Below are 15162 nucleotides of genomic sequence, written 5' to 3'. Positions count from 1 at the left end.
CTCCTGATTGACCGGTCTTCCCGGCGATCCCTGGTTAAGAAGACGTGCGCCCATAACGCGGGCTTACGATCGAGGCCGCCCCTCTCAGAGACCGGCCAGCGCCAGCGGTTGCAAGCCGGCGGATTGATTGGCGGCGGCAGCCGCGGGAATGTTGATCGAGGTCGAGGTCATCGTCTCGTCGATGCCGGCGCCATCCTTGTCGGTGCCGTAAATCTGTTTGACGGCTTCAGCCGTCAGTTCGGAGGGCTTGCCGTCGAACACGACGCGGCCAGCAGCCATGCCGACGATGCGTTCGCAGTAGTTGCGGGCGGTATCGAGTGTATGAAGATTGGTGATGACGGTGATGCCTTCGCGCTCGTTGATGTCGCGCAGTGCGTCCATGACGATCTTGGCGTTGAGCGGATCAAGCGAGGCGATCGGCTCGTCGGCGAGCACCATCTTCGGGTTCTGCATCAGCGCGCGGGCAATCGCCACGCGCTGCTGCTGGCCACCCGACAGAGTGCCTGCCATCTGCAAGGCCGTCTGCTCGATGCCGAGGCGCTCAAGGGCGGCAATCGCGTGGATGCGCTCCTCGCGGGTGAAGAGACCAAACAGGCTCATCGCGGTGGAGCGATGATTGAGACGGCCGAGCATGACGTTGGTCAGCACGTCGAGACGCGGAACGAGATTGAATTGCTGGAAGATCATCGCGCAATCGCGCTGCCAGTTGCGTAGCGCCTGGCCGCCAAGGCTGGAGACCTTGACACCGGCGAAATGGATCGAGCCCGATGTCGGCTCCTGCAGGCGGTTGATCATACGCAGAAGCGTGGACTTGCCCGCACCGGAACGTCCGATGATGCCGACCATCTGGCCCTGAGGAATGTCGAGCGTAACGGAATCGACGGCGGTCTTCTTTCCGAAACGGCGGGTGACATTCCTCAGCTCGAACATCATGCTCTTCCTCATAGTCCAAAGGCGATATGAGGGAGTGCATTAGTCCCGCTTGATGAAGCTCCAATGTCAATTTTGTGTAAGGACTGTCATAATCGGTCCTTTGACGGACATCGGATCCAGCCGCGGTCGTGTGCCGGATAAACAATAGCGACGGGAACCTGCCAACCGCAGCTGGGGCTGAGCGATTGCACACGAAGTCGGCACGAGAGGTATCGTCGCAGCAGTTGACCCGATCACCAGTCGATGGCAGGCAATTCAACGGATATCGGGAATACTGGAGTAAAGCGATGGATCAGGCACTCTTCAAAAGCCTGTGCAAAGACGGGAAGTTCAAGGAGGCGCTCAGTCTCGCCATCCGTGGACACGAGAGCGAAAAGTTCACGCCGAGCCGCTTCTCGATGGACAAGAAGACCGGACAGCCGATCTTCTACCGCGGCAACAAACGCGTCGAGCCGGACGAGACCGGTGAATGGCAGTTGGCGAAGAACCCAAATCCGTAGACCAAAGCCTGGCTTTTCGCGTGGGGCTGCCTTCGTGGACCGAAGAGAAAAGCCCCTGAGCGAACTCAAGGGCTTCGGTCACTGCTCGTAGCGGGCGAGAAAATCTTCGACGCTGAGGTTCCGGAAGTCCTGCAGGGCGACCCGCAGGCGATCATGCTCCCAATCCCACCAGGCGAGCTTGTCCATGCGTTCGCCGACCTCTTTCGGGAACCGCTCGCGGATCAGCTTGGCGGGGACGCCGCCGACGATGGTGTAGGCAGCGACATCCTTGGAGACGACCGCGCCGGCACCGATGACCGCGCCGTTGCCGACCTTGACGCCGGGCAGGATGGTGGCCCCGTGGCCGATCCAGACGTCATGGCCAATGACGACGCGGTTGGAGCGGCGCCATTCGAAGAAGTCGGCCTCCATATCGGCATCCGGCCAATAATCGGCGGCGCGATAGGTGAAGTGATGCAGCGTTGCGCGCCAGGTCGGATGGTTGGTGGCATTAATCCGCACCGAGGCGGCGATGTTGACGAACTTGCCGATCGTCGCGCACCAGATCGCACCGTCCTGCATGACATAGGAATAGTCGCCGAACTCGACTTCCTCCATGCGGCAACGCTCCGAGACCTCCGTGAAGCGACCGAAGGTGGCGTTCTTCACCGATGCTGTTTCGTGGAAATAGGGCTCGAGGCCAATCTTGCGGCTCATGCGGCGATCGCCTTTCGCGGCGAGAATTTCTGGACGTCGAGAATGCGGTCGGCGACGGCCTCGCGCACCTCTTCATCGTGGAAGATGCCGAGAAGGGCGACGCCCGCCTTCTTCTTTTCCTCGATCATGCCGACGACGACGGCGCGGTTCCTGGCGTCGAGCGAGGCGGTCGGCTCATCGAGCAGCAGGACGGTGTGCTCGGTGATGAAGCCGCGGGCGATGTTGACGCGCTGCTGCTCGCCGCCGGAGAAGGTGGCGGGCGGAAGCTGCCAGAGCGCTTCCGGCAGGTTCAGCTTCGAGAGAAGGTTTGCCGCCTTCTCGCGCGCCGTTTCAGCTTTCTCACCGCGGGCGACCAGCGGCTCGGCCACCACGTCGATGGCCGCGACACGCGGAACGGTGCGCAGGAACTGGCTGACATAGCCGAGCGTATGACGGCGCATGTCGATCACCGTGCGCGGGTCCGCCGTTGCCAGATCGACGATCTTGTCGTGATGCTTAATGAGAATCTGGCCACTATCCACGGCATAGTTGCCGTAAATCATCTTCAGCAGCGAGCTCTTGCCGATGCCCGACGGGCCGCCGAGGACGACGCATTCCCCGCATGCCACGGAAAAGGATACATCCGAAACGACCGGCAGCTTGATGCCGTCGCGCAGGTGCATGGTGAAGCTCTTGACGACTTCAGAAACAACGAGTGGCGTTGCCATGATTTCTTTCCTTAGTTTCGCTTGCCGCCGACACCGATAGCCGGAGTCGGAACAGCATTCTCGATCAGACCTGCAGGATGGAGGAAACGAGGAGTTGCGTGTACGGCTCGCGCGGATCGTCGAGGACGCGATCGGTCAGCCCGTGCTCGATGACATGACCATCCTTCATCACCATCATGCGGTGCGACAGCAGGCGCGCGACGGCGAGGTCGTGGGTGACGATGATCGCGGCAAGGCCGAGATCATTGACGAGGCCGCGCACAAGATCGAGCAGGCGGGCCTGCACCGAGACGTCAAGGCCGCCGGTCGGCTCGTCCATGAAGACCAGGCGCGGGCCGGTCACCAGGTTGCGAGCAATCTGCAGGCGCTGACGCATGCCGCCGGAGAAGGCACGCGGCTGATCGTCGATACGGCCTTCGTCGATTTCGACGCGCTGCAGCCAGTCGATGGCCGTGGAGCGGATGTTGCCGTAGTGACGGTCGCCGATCGCCATCAGGCGTTCGCCGACATTGGCACCGGCCGAGACCGTCATACGCAGGCCGTCAGCCGGATTCTGATGCACGAAACCCCAGTCGGTGCGCATCAGGAAGCGGCGCTCGGCCTCGTTCATGCGGTAGAGGTCGCGATAGGCGCCGTCGCGCATGTGATATTCGACGCTGCCCGTTGTCGGCATCAGGCGAGTCGAGATGCAGTTGAGCAGCGTGGTCTTGCCTGAGCCGGATTCACCGACGATGGCGAGCACTTCGCCGGGCCAGAGCTCGAAGGAGACGTTGCGGCAGCCGATGCGGTTGCCGTAGAACTTCGAGACGTCATTGACTTTGAGAAGTGGGGTGTCGCTCATTCGGCGGCCTCCTGACTGGGTGCCAACATCTCGCCGGCATGCCCGCGGGCGCGGCGGTCTTCGCAATGGTCGGTGTCAGAGCAGACGAACATGCGCCCGCCCTTGTCGTCGAGGATGACCTCGTCGAGATAGACCTCTTCTGCGCCGCAGAGCGCGCACGGCTTGCCGAAGCGCTGGATCTCGAAGGGATAATCCTCGAAATCGAGGCTGACGACTTCGGTATAGGGCGGAACGGCATAGATGCGCTTCTCGCGCCCTGCCCCGAAGAGCTGCAGCGCATCCGACATGTGCATTTTCGGATTGTCGAACTTCGGCGTCGGCGACGGATCCATGACGTAGCGGCCGGCGACCTTGACCGGATAGGCGTAGGTCTTGGAGATGCGGCCGTTGTGCGCGATGTCCTCGTAGAGCTTCACATGCATGAGGCCGTATTCCTCAAGCGCGTGCATCTTGCGGGTTTCGATCTCGCGCGGCTCGAGGAAGCGCAGCGGCTCGGGGATCGGCACCTGGTAGACCAGCACCTGATTGGTCCCGAGCTTTTCTTCCGGGATGCGGTGGCGGGTCTGGATGATCGTCGCTTCCTTGGTGTGCGTCGTCACCGCGACATTGGCGACCTTCTGGAAGAAGGCGCGGATCGAGACCGCGTTGGTCGTATCGTCGGCGCCTTGGTCGATGACCTTCAGCACATCATCCGGGCCGATGATCGAGGCCGTGACCTGCACGCCGCCGGTGCCCCAGCCGTAAGGCATCGGCATTTCGCGCGAGGCGAAGGGCACCTGGTAGCCGGGGATGGCGATCGCCTTCAGGATCGCGCGGCGGATCATGCGCTTCGTCTGTTCGTCGAGATAGCCGAAATTGTACGTGGCCAGATCGGTCATTCCGCAGCCTCCTTGATGGTATCGTCGCCGCCGGTGCGGTTGGCTTCGAATTCGTTGCGCATGCGACGGACCAGATCGAGTTCCGCCTGGAAGTCGACGTAGTGCGGCAGCTTCAGATGCTCGACGAAGCCGGTCGACTGCACGTTGTCGGCATGCGAGATGACGAATTCCTCGTCCTGCGCCGGGGCGGTGATGTCCTCGCCGAGTTCTTCGGCGCGCAGTGCACGATCAACGAGCGACATGGACATTGCCTTGCGCTCGCTCTGGCCGAAGACGAGGCCGTAGCCGCGGGTGAACTGCGGCGGCGCCTTTGACGAACCCTTGAACTGGTTGACCATCTGGCATTCGGTGACCTGGATGGTGCCGAGCGAGACAGCGAAGCCGAGTTCGCGAACATCGAATTCGACCTCGACCTCACCGATGCGGATTTCGCCGGTGAAGGGATGGTTGCGACCGTAGCCGCGCTGCGTGGAATAGCCGAGCGCCAGGAGGAAACCTTCATCACCGCGGGCCAGCGCCTGCAGGCGCAGATCGCGGGTCATCGGGAATTCCATAGGCTCGCGCGTGAGGTCACCGATCTCGTGATCCTCGGGCATTTCGCCATCGCCCTCGATCAGGCCTTCCTGCTCGAGGATTTCCGAAACGCGCATGACGCGGCCGGTTTCCGCTTCGCGAAGCGTCGGTTCCTCGACGGCTTCGTCTGATAGCAGCGATGGGTCTAGGAGGCGATGCGTGTAGTCGAAGGTCGGGCCGAGCAGCTGGCCGCCGGGCAGATCCTTGTAGGTGGCAGAGACGCGGCGCTCGATCTTCATATGGGCGGTGTCGATCGGCTTGCTATAGCCAAAGCGCGGCAGCGTCGTGCGGTAGGCGCGGAGCAGGAAGATCGCTTCAATCATGTCGCCACGCGACTGGCGGACGGCGAGAGCGGCAAGCGTGCGATCGTAAAGCGAGGCTTCGGCCATGACGCGATCGACGGCCAGCGCCAGCTGCGCCACGATCTGGTCGATACCGATAGCCGGCAACGTACGGTCGCCGCGACGGCGATCCGCCAGCAGGCGATGAGCGTTGGCAATGGCGGCCTCGCCCCCTTTGACAGCAACATACATGGGTCACATCTCCCTTGCGGTGATCTTGGTGGTGCGGGGCAGGCAGAGAAAACGGCTGCCCGAGGTCAGCACGATGTCGATGCCGCGCGGGAAGAGGGCGCGGTTCTCCGTCCAGAGGCGCAAGAAGGTATCGGGCAGGCCAAGCGGCGCGATGTCGGTCACGGTCTTGATGCCGGGACCCATCAGCGCCAGCTTGCGGCCACCTTCGATATCAGCCAGTTCGATGACCAGCGTCGTCGAACGGTCCGGATATTCCTGGGTGCCGGCGGCAAAGAGACCGAAGGACGACAGCGGCGTTCCGGCGTCGACGAAGGCGAAGCGCGCTTCGGCCTTCTCCGGCGTGACAGGCGCACCGGTGTGGAAGCCAAGCCATTGCGGCACGGCGGATTTTGCCAGCCCTGATGACAGCCAGACCGGGGTGTCGTGATCGCAGAGCGTCAGCGCGATCGCGCCGGCCGCAACGCCGAGGGGCGCCGGCGGCAGGGCGTCGGGGGCGACCGTCTGGATCGTGCCCGGACGGGCCATCGCATCCATCATCAGCTTGAAGACGCTCTGGGCGTGGAAGACCGGCTCGGCAAAGCCGCCGGCCAACGCATCATTCCTGGGGGCTTCCGTCTTGAGGCTCATCAGTCGTCTCCGCGAACCATGGTGAAGAAATCGACGCGGGTTGCCGCAGTCTCATCGGCCTTGCGGCGACCGGCATCCGCCACGCGTGCGGCGATCGGCTGCAGAAGCGCATGCTCGACGAAGGATTGTGTCGCCTGCTCCTGCCAGAGGGCGTCGAAGATGGCGGAAAACCGGGCCTTCTCTCGATCCGTGCCGAGCGCCTGGGCGTGACCCACGGTGCCTGATGCAAGGCGCACGGTGGCGCGGGTGACCGTCACCTCGCCGAGGTTGAACGGCGCACCGCCGCCGCCCATGCGGCCGCGGACCATGACGAGGCCCGTTTCCGGTCCGCGCACCGGCTGGGCCGCAGGCTTTTCCGCCAGCTTGTCCCATGCCTCGACCAGCTCCTGTCGCTCCGCACGCGCAAGCAGGTCGACGACGCGCTTGCGCCCCCCTGCCCCCGGCTCATTCTTTTCCGCTAAGGTCATCGCCACATCCTTAAATGTCTATTGATATAGACAACCATACAAGATACGGTTACGCTTAAATCCGCGACATGACAAGCGTGTGACATCAAGGGGTAAAATGGCTGGGCAGGTACAAAGACAGACGGGCGTGGCGCTGTGGCGGCAGATCGCCGACCGCATTCGCCAGGCGATCAGCGCCGGCGCCTATGACGAGACCGGCATGGTGCCGCCCGAGACGGTTCTGGCGCTGCAGTTCGGCGTCAACCGGCATACAGTCAGAAGCGCGATCGCCGCCCTTGCGCAGGAAGGCATCGTGCGCGCCGTGCAGGGACGCGGCACGCTGATCGAGCGCAAGGAGCGCCTGAACTTTCCGATCACCAAGCGCACCCGCTTTACCGCCGGGATCGGCGAGCAGGCGCGCGAGATGCGCGGGCTGCTGCTTTCCTATTCGGAGGAGAAGGCCGACGCGGACGTGGCGCGCGGGCTGCAGATTCGGCCAGGCGAGCCTGTCATCCGCATGGAAACGGTTCGCAAGGCGGATGGCCGCCCGGTCTCCTGCGCGACGGCGTGGTTTCCAGCTGGGCGCTTCGGCGGCATGCCCGATGCCTACCAGCGGACAGAATCCATCACCAAGGCCTTTGCCGAGCTTGGATTATCCGACTATGTGCGCGCGACCACCGAGATCACCGCCGTCCATGCCGACGAGGCGGATACGGCAGCGCTCGATCTGGCGCCCGGCGCGATCCTGCTGATCACCAAGGCTGTCAACACCGACCTCGAAGGCGTGCCGGTCCAATATGCGATCAGTCGGTTTGCGGCCGACCGCGTGCAGTTCACGATCGAGAATTAGGTCAGTCCGATGCCGGAGGAGCGCTCCCCGGCATCGATCACGAGACCGGCGGCTATCTCCCCGCTTCCCAAGGGAACTTTCCGGCGCCGGCGCCGGGCTCGAAATCCGTGGAGACACTGAGGTCGCGCCAGACCGCATGCTCCTCGGCTCGTACCGCGTCGTTCTGTTCGACACCACGCACCGCATCGCTGCCAAGCAGCAGGCGTAGTGGCGGTTCTGCGACAACGGCCAAATGGATGATCGCAGCGGCTGCCTTTGCGGGATCGCCCGGCTGCTTGCCGTTGTAATCGCGCTGGTAGCGAGCCATCTTGCCGACGGTGTCCTCGTATTCCGGGCGTCCTTCGCGGAGCGTGGTCGAGGCGCCGGCGAAATCGGTCCGGAAGCCGCCGGGCTCGATGATCGTCACCTTGATCCCGAGCGGGCCGACTTCCCTGGAGAGCACTTCGGAAAAACCCTCGACGCCCCACTTGGCCGCCGCATAGGGAGCGCGGCCGGCCGGGCCGATGCGGCCGCCGACGGAGGAAAACTGGATGATGTGACCGGTGCCCTGCTCGCGCATCAACGGCAGGGCCGCCTTGGTGACGATGATCGTTCCGAACAGGTTGGTTTCGATCTGGGCGCGGAAATCGGCAAGGCTGGTGTCCTCGATCGATCCGACATCGCCATAACCGGCATTGTTGACGAGCACGTCGAGCCGGCCGAACGTCTGCACTGCGGCCTTCACGGCTGATGCAGCCGATTGCTCGTCGGTCACATCAAGAGGAATCGTCAAGACATTGTCGGCGTAGCGCTGCTTGATATCCTGAAGCTGCGAGGGATCGCGCGCGGTCGCGACCAGCTTGTGCCCTGCCGCCAGAACCGCTTGCGCAAGGGCCCTGCCCAGGCCACGCGAACTGCCTGTAATCAACCAAACCTGTGACATCCGAAATCTCCTTGATCCGTCGCAAGACCATATAGGCAAGTCGGTTTCATCTTGAAAGAAGGTACCCGTGAGAGCTATACATACCTGATGGTAACTGACCTGAGCGATGATACATTCGATTTCTGCGAGACGCTGACCGATGCGCAGGATGCGTTGGCCCGTGAGATGCTGGAACGCGCCAGCGCCAAATGGCCCCTGCGCGTCATGCACATCCTGGCGGAGGCAAAGGGGCCTTTGCGGTTTTCGCGGGTTCTGGAACGGGTCGAGGGGATCAGCCAGAAGGTGCTGACGCAGACGCTGCGGACGCTTGAGAGCCACGGGCTGGTGACGCGAACGCTCTACCCGCAGGTGCCGCCACGGGTGGAATATGAACTGACGCCGCTCGGCGGAGAGCTTCTGGTGGAGGTGGTGACGCTCTGGCAGTGGATCGCCAACCGTCTGCCGGATTTCGAGGCGGCGCGAAAAAGGGCGCCTCAGGCTACGGACACGTCTAAAGGCTGAAAGCCGGTGCCAACCAGGCAGGCGAAGCGCCGCGCAGCAAACGATGCGCGGCGCAATCGATATCAGTGAGCGCCGGACATGTCGCCGAGCACTTCCTTGGAAGCGACGGTGGAGTCGGCGTTGAGCTTGTAGACCATGGGCACGCCGGTCGCGAGGTTGACGCCGAGGATCTGTTCCTTGGTCAGCTTGTCGAGGACCATGACCAGAGAGCGCAGCGAGTTGCCGTGGGCGGCGACCAGCACCTTTTCGCCGCGCAGGACGCGAGGCAGGATTTCCGTCAGGTAGTAAGGCCAGACGCGGGCGCCGGTGTCGCGCAGGCTTTCGCCGCCCGGAGGCGGAACGTCGTAGGAGCGGCGCCAAATGTGAACCTGCTCTTCGCCCCACTTGGCGCGGGCGTCGTCCTTGTTGAGGCCGGAGAGATCGCCGTAATCGCGCTCGTTCAGCGCCTGATCCCTGAAGGTCTTGAGGTCCGGCTGACCGACGTTGTCGAGAATGATCTTCAGCGTGTCCTGAGCGCGCTTGAGATCCGAGGTGAAGGCGACGTCGAACTTGATGCCGTAGTCGACGAGGGCCTTGCCGCCGGTGTTGGCTTCCTGAATGCCGAGCTCGGTCAGGTCAGGGTCCTTCCAGCCGGTGAAAAGGTTCTTGAGGTTCCAGTCGCTCTGGCCGTGACGAACGAGGACGAGAGTGCCGCTCATGAAAAATGCCTCCGAAAAAGATTACTTTGAAGAAAGCCCGAGCACGTCGAGCATGGAATAGAGACCGGGCTTCTTGTCGCGTGCCCAGAGCGCTGCCTTGACGGCGCCGCGGCCGAAGATCGAGCGATCGGTGGCGCTGTGCGACATCGTCACGGTTTCGCCCTCGCCGGCGAAGATCACCGAATGCTCGCCGACAACCGAGCCGCCGCGCAGTGTCGCAAAGCCGATGGTGCCCTGCTCGCGTGGACCGGTGTGGCCGTCGCGCACGCGCACGGACTTCGAGGCGAGGTCGATGCCTCTGCCCTTGGCCGCCGCGTCGCCTAGCAGCAGCGCCGTGCCCGAGGGCGCATCGACCTTGCGCTTGTGGTGCATTTCAAGGACTTCGATATCCCAATCGGTCGGATCCAGCGCACGTGCGGCCTGTTCGACAAGGACGCTGAGCAAGTTCACGCCGAGCCCCATATTGCCGGATTTGACGACCCGGGCGTGACGGGCGGCGGCCGCGATCTTCATATCGTCTTCGACAGAGCAGCCGGTCGTACCGATCACGTGAACAATACGCGCTTGTGCGGCCAGCGCCGCGAACTCCACCGTGCCGGCGGGCGACGTGAAATCGAGAACCCCTTCGGCATGGAGAAACGCCGCCAGCGGATCATCCCCGATGATCACGCCATTCGCGCCAAGACCGGCGATCTCGCCGGCGTCCCTGCCAACGAAGGGCGAGCCGGTGCGCTCGACCGCGGCATGCAGCGTTACGCCATCAATGGCGTGGATGAGACGGATGAGCGTTTGCCCCATGCGCCCTGCCGCGCCAACCACAACCAGTTTCATCGCAGCATCGCTCATGTCAGTCGATCATCCTATCAGCGGGCATCCGAGGCGGCTGGCCTCTGCAGATTGTTGAGGCGAGCGTAAAGACCGTCGCTACGCTGCGCAAGGCTGTCGTGATTGCCCTCTTCGATGATCCGGCCCTGTTGCATGACCACGATCTTGTCGGCGCGGACAACGGTGGACAGGCGGTGGGCGATCACGACCACGGTCCGACCAACCATGGCCTCATCGAGCGCCTTCTGAACGGCCGCTTCCGACTCCGTGTCGAGCGCCGAGGTCGCTTCGTCGAGGAGCAGGATCGGAGCATTGCGCACCAGAGCGCGGGCGATCGAAAGGCGTTGGCGCTGACCGCCTGAAAGCGTCACGCCGTTTTCGCCAACCGGCGTGTCGTAGCCTTGCGGCTGCGCCAGGATGAAGTCGTGCGCATAGGCGAGACGCGCGGCGCGTTCGACTTCCGCGTCGGTCGCCTCCTGGCGGCCATAACGGATGTTGTCGCGGATCGTCCCTTCGAAAAGATATGGCTGCTGGGAAACATAGGCCAGTTGCTCCCGCAGCGACTTTTTCGTCACATGCGCAATGTCCTGGCCGTCGATCAGGATTTGCCCGGCCTTCGGATCGTAGAAACGCGGAATGAGCGTAATGATCGTCGATTTGCCCGCACCCGACGGTCCGACTAGCGCCGTTGTCTTGCCGCCATCGGCGACGAGGCTGACATCGCGCAGGACTTCATCGTCACCGTAGGCGAAGGAGACGTTACGGAATTCTATCCTGGCTTGTGTGACGACGAGCGCCTTTGCGCCGGGCACATCGCGCTGATGCGGCACAGTATCGAGGAATTCATAGATCATGCGGGCGTTGACGACGGCACGCTCCATCTGCACCTGAAGGCGAGCAAGACGGCGCGCGGGATCGTAGGCCAGCAGCAAGGCCATTACGAACGAGAAAAAGGCGCCCGGCGGAATATTGTTGTAGATGGTGCGGTAAGCGGCGTAGGCGAGAACGCTGGCGACGGCAAGACCGGCGAAGCTTTCCGTGAGCGGGGCCGTTCGTTCGGACAGTCGCGCGATCCGGTTCGCACGCCGTTCGGCGCTCACGACGAGCCTGTCAACCTTGTCCTCCAACTGGGCTTCCATGGTGAAGGCCTTGACGATAGCGATACCCTGGATGGTCTCCTGCATCGCACCGGCAACGTGGCTGTTGACGTGGATCGCATCCTTGGTTGCCACGCGAAGCCGCTTCGACACGTATCGCAACGCGTAAAGAAGAGGTGGCGCCAGAACGAAAACCGCCAGGCTGAGCAGCGGATCCTGAATGATCATCACGGCGAGCAGAGAGATGAACGTCAGGAGATCGCGCACCGTCGACGTGATCGTCAGGTTCATCACATCGCGGATGCCGCTGATGTTCTGGTTGAGCTGCGCAACAACATGGGCCGATCGCGTCTGGTTGAAATAACCGAGCGACAGCTTCATCAGGTGCGAATAGGCACGCTGCTGATACTGCGCGACAATGTTGTTGCCGATCTTGGACAGAACCACGGCCTGGCCGTAGCTCGCAAAACCGCGCGCGACGAAGGCAATGAAGATGGTAAAACAGATCGCCCAGACGATATCCGCACGCCGATTTGCGAATGCCTCGTTGATCACCGACTTCATGATCCAGGCAGTATACGCCGTCGACAGGGCAACGATGACGAGGCAGCTTATGGCAAAAACATAGCCCCACAGATGCTCACGGCCGTTTTCCGCGATAATGCGCTTCAAAATGCCGGTGATGCTGTCGCTCGTTAGAGGCTTCTGCTGGATGTCCGGTGCTTGCAAAAATCAGTCTTCCTGTGTGTCAGGACACGCATGTCGTCATGGCTGCGCGTTCTCGCCCGGCTCTATAAAGAGTTGACGGCGTTTTGACCAGTACCGCTACGCCCGCCAGCGACGGCCGTCCGTCAAGACGCCGAAGCTCTCGGGCTTGCGGGCATAAGATGAAAGGCCCGCAAGCGCCGCAAGCGGGTGTGTGACGACATAAGTCGGGATCGTCGCAAGCAACGCCGAATGCGGCGCCTTGTCCTCGAACGCAGCCCGGAATTCCGGCTTCTTGAGCGCGGGCAGGATCTTCTGCGAGATACCCCCTGACAGGAAGACGCCACCGCGCGCCATGAAGATCATTGCCATGTCGCCTGCAACGCGGCCGAGGTAGGTCGAGAACAGGCTGATCGTCTCAACGGCAACCTTGTCGGTAGCGGCAAGCGCGTGTGAGGTGATGTCTGCGGGGTCGGAGTAGACGGGCTCGACACCATCCGCCGTGCAGATTGCCCGGTAGAGGTTGACGATACCCCGGCCGCACAGAATCTGCTCCGCAGAAACCCGGCTCTCAATCGTCTCCACATGCGGGAAGATCTGAAGGTCGCGCGCGGTGCGCGGCCCGAGATCGACGTGGCCACCCTCGCCCGGCACGGGAATCCAGGAGCCTCGTGCATGAACAAGCCCCCCGACGCCGAGACCGGTACCCGGACCAAGGACGACACGGGATGCGACCATCTCGCCCGATGCATTGCCAAGGCGCTCGCGGTTCTCGTCAGAGAGGTTGGCAATTGCCAGTGCCTGCGCCTCGAAGTCGTTGACGACGAGCACGTCCTCAATGCCGAGGCCGTCGATCATCGTGCGTGGGCGGACAACCCAGCCGCAGTTCGTCAGCGGTATCTCGTCCCGGCTGATCGGGCCAGCGACAGCAAGGATTGCCGAGCGCGGTCGCAAGCTGCTCTTTTCAAGAATGCAGCTGCGGATCGCATCGTCGATCGTCTCGAAATCGGCGGTGCGGACATTCGGAAAATGGATCTGCTCTGCCGCGGCGTCCGGGATGATCGCAAAACGGGCATTCGTGCCGCCGATATCGCCAATCAGGATTGGAAAAGGCATGGCGGTGTCGCTGGTATCGAGCTGGGGCATGGCAGGTTCCGTACGTGCGCGCAATCAAGCGCCGGTTACGCGTGAAGGGTGGCAATAAGCTTGTCGGCGGTCGCTTCGTTCAGCGCCATCGGGATATCGTAGACGATTGCAAGCCGCATCAAAGCCTTGACATCGACATCATGCGGCATCGGTGTCAGAGGATCGACAAAAAAGATCAGCGCATCGACTTCGCCGGTGGCAATCAGTGCGCCGATCTGTTGGTCGCCGCCCAGCGGGCCGCTTTTCAGGCGGGTCACATCGAGGTCCGGAGCGGCCTCAAGAACCCGGCCGCCGGTCGTGCCCGTGGCAACGATCTTCCATTTCGCGAATGTCTCACGGTTGCGGCGTGCGAACTCCGCCATGTCGTCCTTCTTCTGGTCATGCGCAATCAATGCAAGGCACTTGCCGCCGGCCATGAAAAGGACCTCCGCCTGAAATTCAATCGATTTGACTGCTTCTATACGAAGCGCCCGTCTTTTGAAAGACCACCGCCAGCACTGGCAATGCGTCACTCGACGGACGGCTTGTCATCCGGCACCGGCCCGATGGCAGGCAGTCCCTCGTCGGACGCCGCGGCAGGCATCACCGCCATCGGCGCGACCGCCGGGGCATCGGCGGCACCACCGAACGTCGCCGCCTGGATGGAGTCAACGGACGGTGCTGCGAGGACCGCCGAGCAGGCGTTCGGAAGATCAGAGACCATCACTTCGCGCGGCTTGACGGGCTTCGTGCCGGGCTTTGGTGGCTTCGGCGGAGCCCATGGTTCCTTCGTGAACCACCATGCCAGCGATTTGCCGCATCCATCGTCGGCGGACACTGGCGCTTGCGGCTTGCAGGCGGTTGCGCCCGGCGGGCACTTGATGCGGATGTGGAAGTGCGAGTCGTGGCCGTAGATCGGGCGCAGCTTGCCGAGATTGGTGCGATCGCCCGTCCAGGTGTCACACATCTTCTTCTTGATGGCAGGATTGACGAAGATCCGTTCCACCTGGGGATAGCTCGCCGCACGCATCAACAGCCTGGCACGCGATTCGGTCCAGACATTGGGATTGATGGTCAGGAACGCATTCTTCTGCAGCATCGTCGTGAAGGGCAGCGTTTCGCGTTCCTCGACGCTCAGCGGATGAGCGGGCATTGGCGTCAGCCAAATGTCGGCATCAAGTCCGATCTGGTGCGACGCATGGCCGTTAAACATTGGCCCGCCGCGCGGCTGCGAGATGTCGCCGACGAGCAGGCCCGGCCATCCGTCATACTTTGCCGCGTCACGGGACAGCCGTTCCAGCAGCGAGATCATGGCGGGATTGCCCCAACGGCGATTGCGCGAAAGCCGCATGGTCTGCCATGTGGGTCCATCGATCGGCAGCGCCACGGCGCCGGACATGCAACCTTTCGCGTAGAAGCCATAAGGCTGAGCTGCGCCCTGGCTCGGCAGAGAGACGGAGCCGAAAATGGCCTTGGCGCTCCCGGGACTCGGCTGCTTATCTTCGGCGCCGGCATCGCCGGCGACGAGACTTGCACCGAGCATGCCGGCAAATGCCAATTTCAAAAATGTCTGAAAAGTCCTGGTGGTATGGAGAGCCATGCCATGTCCTGAGCGTCTGCGGCGCGCGGCCGAGTGATTTGCGATCGAATCTATCGTGAAAAGCAATTTTGGTGAATCGATGTTTTCACCCATGCCAGCTCGGGC

Annotated in this window: 18 protein-coding genes; 3 read left to right on the top strand and 15 right to left on the bottom strand. The window is 62.7% G+C overall.

The genetic code is table 11. The features are described 5' to 3' along the window. Positions 1–84 precede the first annotated feature (84 nt). Entirely contained in the window at positions 85–930 is an 846-nt protein-coding gene (gene phnC / locus ATY80_RS03225; RefSeq protein WP_189637073.1) for a phosphonate ABC transporter ATP-binding protein, read from the bottom strand. A 290-nt stretch (positions 931–1220) separates the two neighbouring features. Between phnC and ATY80_RS03220 the strand changes: the two genes are divergently transcribed. Next, positions 1221–1433 (top strand): hypothetical protein, encoded by a 213-nt coding sequence (locus ATY80_RS03220; protein WP_088691016.1) that lies wholly within the window; start codon positions 1221–1223, stop codon positions 1431–1433. 78 nt (positions 1434–1511) lie between these two features. Here ATY80_RS03220 and ATY80_RS03215 read toward each other — a convergent pair whose 3' ends face one another. From ATY80_RS03215 to phnG, 7 genes are all read right to left on the bottom strand, one after another. Then, on the bottom strand, positions 1512–2129 hold the full coding sequence (locus ATY80_RS03215; RefSeq protein WP_088691015.1) for a DapH/DapD/GlmU-related protein: 618 nt from the start codon (positions 2127–2129) through the stop codon (positions 1512–1514). After that, complete coding sequence (phnL, locus tag ATY80_RS03210) at positions 2126–2836, bottom strand: phosphonate C-P lyase system protein PhnL (RefSeq protein ID WP_088691014.1); 711 nt, start codon at positions 2834–2836, stop codon at positions 2126–2128. The genes ATY80_RS03215 and phnL overlap by 4 nt, the downstream gene beginning before the upstream one ends. A gap of 64 nt (positions 2837–2900) precedes the next feature. Then, positions 2901–3677 (bottom strand): phosphonate C-P lyase system protein PhnK, encoded by a 777-nt coding sequence (gene phnK, locus ATY80_RS03205; protein ID WP_088691013.1) that lies wholly within the window; start codon positions 3675–3677, stop codon positions 2901–2903. Further along, entirely contained in the window at positions 3674–4555 is an 882-nt protein-coding gene (locus tag ATY80_RS03200) for an alpha-D-ribose 1-methylphosphonate 5-phosphate C-P-lyase PhnJ (protein WP_088691012.1), read from the bottom strand. Before ATY80_RS03200 ends, phnK begins: the two co-directional genes overlap by 4 nt. After that, positions 4552–5661: a carbon-phosphorus lyase complex subunit PhnI gene (locus tag ATY80_RS03195; RefSeq protein WP_088691011.1), complete on the bottom strand. Its 1110-nt coding sequence runs from the start codon at positions 5659–5661 to the stop codon at positions 4552–4554. Before ATY80_RS03195 ends, ATY80_RS03200 begins: the two co-directional genes overlap by 4 nt. A gap of 3 nt (positions 5662–5664) precedes the next feature. Further along, positions 5665–6288 (bottom strand): phosphonate C-P lyase system protein PhnH, encoded by a 624-nt coding sequence (gene phnH / locus ATY80_RS03190; protein ID WP_088691010.1) that lies wholly within the window; start codon positions 6286–6288, stop codon positions 5665–5667. Further along, entirely contained in the window at positions 6288–6755 is a 468-nt protein-coding gene (gene phnG / locus ATY80_RS03185; protein ID WP_088691009.1) for a phosphonate C-P lyase system protein PhnG, read from the bottom strand. Before phnG ends, phnH begins: the two co-directional genes overlap by 1 nt. A gap of 97 nt (positions 6756–6852) precedes the next feature. Between phnG and phnF the strand changes: the two genes are divergently transcribed. Further along, the gene (gene phnF, locus ATY80_RS03180) at positions 6853–7584 is read left to right on the top strand and encodes a phosphonate metabolism transcriptional regulator PhnF (protein WP_088691008.1); all 732 of its coding nucleotides are present in this window, start codon (positions 6853–6855) and stop codon (positions 7582–7584) included. 52 nt (positions 7585–7636) lie between these two features. Here phnF and ATY80_RS03175 read toward each other — a convergent pair whose 3' ends face one another. Beyond that, positions 7637–8506 carry an oxidoreductase gene (locus ATY80_RS03175; protein WP_088691007.1) on the bottom strand — a complete coding sequence of 290 codons (870 nt, stop codon included), beginning with the start codon at positions 8504–8506 and terminating at the stop codon, positions 7637–7639. Between the two features lie 87 nt (positions 8507–8593). Between ATY80_RS03175 and ATY80_RS03170 the strand changes: the two genes are divergently transcribed. Next, positions 8594–9007, top strand: a complete 414-nt coding sequence (locus ATY80_RS03170) for a helix-turn-helix domain-containing protein (protein WP_088691006.1) — start codon at positions 8594–8596, stop codon at positions 9005–9007. Between the two features lie 62 nt (positions 9008–9069). On the opposite strand, the gene ATY80_RS03165 is transcribed toward ATY80_RS03170, so the two are convergent. The 6 genes from ATY80_RS03165 to mepA form a co-directional block, all read right to left on the bottom strand. Continuing rightward, positions 9070–9705 carry a 2,3-bisphosphoglycerate-dependent phosphoglycerate mutase gene (locus ATY80_RS03165; RefSeq protein WP_088691005.1) on the bottom strand — a complete coding sequence of 212 codons (636 nt, stop codon included), beginning with the start codon at positions 9703–9705 and terminating at the stop codon, positions 9070–9072. Between the two features lie 21 nt (positions 9706–9726). Further along, on the bottom strand, positions 9727–10551 hold the full coding sequence (gene dapB, locus ATY80_RS03160; RefSeq protein ID WP_088691004.1) for a 4-hydroxy-tetrahydrodipicolinate reductase: 825 nt from the start codon (positions 10549–10551) through the stop codon (positions 9727–9729). 17 nt (positions 10552–10568) lie between these two features. After that, positions 10569–12356 carry an ABC transporter ATP-binding protein gene (locus ATY80_RS03155; RefSeq protein ID WP_088691003.1) on the bottom strand — a complete coding sequence of 596 codons (1788 nt, stop codon included), beginning with the start codon at positions 12354–12356 and terminating at the stop codon, positions 10569–10571. Positions 12357–12452: 96 nt separating this feature from the next. Then, positions 12453–13478 (bottom strand): glucokinase, encoded by a 1026-nt coding sequence (locus tag ATY80_RS03150; RefSeq protein WP_088691002.1) that lies wholly within the window; start codon positions 13476–13478, stop codon positions 12453–12455. Positions 13479–13513: 35 nt separating this feature from the next. Then, complete coding sequence (locus ATY80_RS03145) at positions 13514–13894, bottom strand: methylglyoxal synthase (protein ID WP_088691001.1); 381 nt, start codon at positions 13892–13894, stop codon at positions 13514–13516. Between the two features lie 92 nt (positions 13895–13986). Continuing rightward, entirely contained in the window at positions 13987–15057 is a 1071-nt protein-coding gene (gene mepA, locus ATY80_RS03140) for a penicillin-insensitive murein endopeptidase (protein WP_088691476.1), read from the bottom strand. Positions 15058–15162 lie beyond the last annotated feature (105 nt).

Source organism: Rhizobium sp. R711, assembly GCF_002211365.1.
Classification (GTDB): Bacteria; Pseudomonadota; Alphaproteobacteria; order Rhizobiales; family Rhizobiaceae; genus Rhizobium.
The sequence above is the reverse complement of the archived record's forward strand: the minus strand, read 5'-3'. Positions and strand labels throughout refer to the sequence as shown.

What these genes read in the sequence shown, in the direction of transcription:
- ATY80_RS03170 (WP_088691006.1), top strand. Translation starts at nt 8,594, where the DNA reads ATGGTAACTGACCTGAGCGATGATACATTCGATTTCTGCGAGACGCTG.
- phnC (WP_189637073.1), bottom strand. Translation starts at nt 930, where the DNA reads ATGTTCGAGCTGAGGAATGTCACCCGCCGTTTCGGAAAGAAGACCGCC.
- ATY80_RS03145 (WP_088691001.1), bottom strand. Translation starts at nt 13,894, where the DNA reads ATGGCCGGCGGCAAGTGCCTTGCATTGATTGCGCATGACCAGAAGAAG.
- phnF (WP_088691008.1), top strand. Translation starts at nt 6,853, where the DNA reads ATGGCTGGGCAGGTACAAAGACAGACGGGCGTGGCGCTGTGGCGGCAG.
- phnG (WP_088691009.1), bottom strand. Translation starts at nt 6,755, where the DNA reads ATGACCTTAGCGGAAAAGAATGAGCCGGGGGCAGGGGGGCGCAAGCGC.
- ATY80_RS03150 (WP_088691002.1), bottom strand. Translation starts at nt 13,478, where the DNA reads ATGCCCCAGCTCGATACCAGCGACACCGCCATGCCTTTTCCAATCCTG.
- phnK (WP_088691013.1), bottom strand. Translation starts at nt 3,677, where the DNA reads ATGAGCGACACCCCACTTCTCAAAGTCAATGACGTCTCGAAGTTCTAC.
- ATY80_RS03200 (WP_088691012.1), bottom strand. Translation starts at nt 4,555, where the DNA reads ATGACCGATCTGGCCACGTACAATTTCGGCTATCTCGACGAACAGACG.
- phnL (WP_088691014.1), bottom strand. Translation starts at nt 2,836, where the DNA reads ATGGCAACGCCACTCGTTGTTTCTGAAGTCGTCAAGAGCTTCACCATG.
- ATY80_RS03220 (WP_088691016.1), top strand. Translation starts at nt 1,221, where the DNA reads ATGGATCAGGCACTCTTCAAAAGCCTGTGCAAAGACGGGAAGTTCAAG.
- ATY80_RS03175 (WP_088691007.1), bottom strand. Translation starts at nt 8,506, where the DNA reads ATGTCACAGGTTTGGTTGATTACAGGCAGTTCGCGTGGCCTGGGCAGG.
- ATY80_RS03165 (WP_088691005.1), bottom strand. Translation starts at nt 9,705, where the DNA reads ATGAGCGGCACTCTCGTCCTCGTTCGTCACGGCCAGAGCGACTGGAAC.
- phnH (WP_088691010.1), bottom strand. Translation starts at nt 6,288, where the DNA reads ATGAGCCTCAAGACGGAAGCCCCCAGGAATGATGCGTTGGCCGGCGGC.
- ATY80_RS03195 (WP_088691011.1), bottom strand. Translation starts at nt 5,661, where the DNA reads ATGTATGTTGCTGTCAAAGGGGGCGAGGCCGCCATTGCCAACGCTCAT.
- dapB (WP_088691004.1), bottom strand. Translation starts at nt 10,551, where the DNA reads ATGAGCGATGCTGCGATGAAACTGGTTGTGGTTGGCGCGGCAGGGCGC.
- ATY80_RS03215 (WP_088691015.1), bottom strand. Translation starts at nt 2,129, where the DNA reads ATGAGCCGCAAGATTGGCCTCGAGCCCTATTTCCACGAAACAGCATCG.
- mepA (WP_088691476.1), bottom strand. Translation starts at nt 15,057, where the DNA reads ATGGCTCTCCATACCACCAGGACTTTTCAGACATTTTTGAAATTGGCA.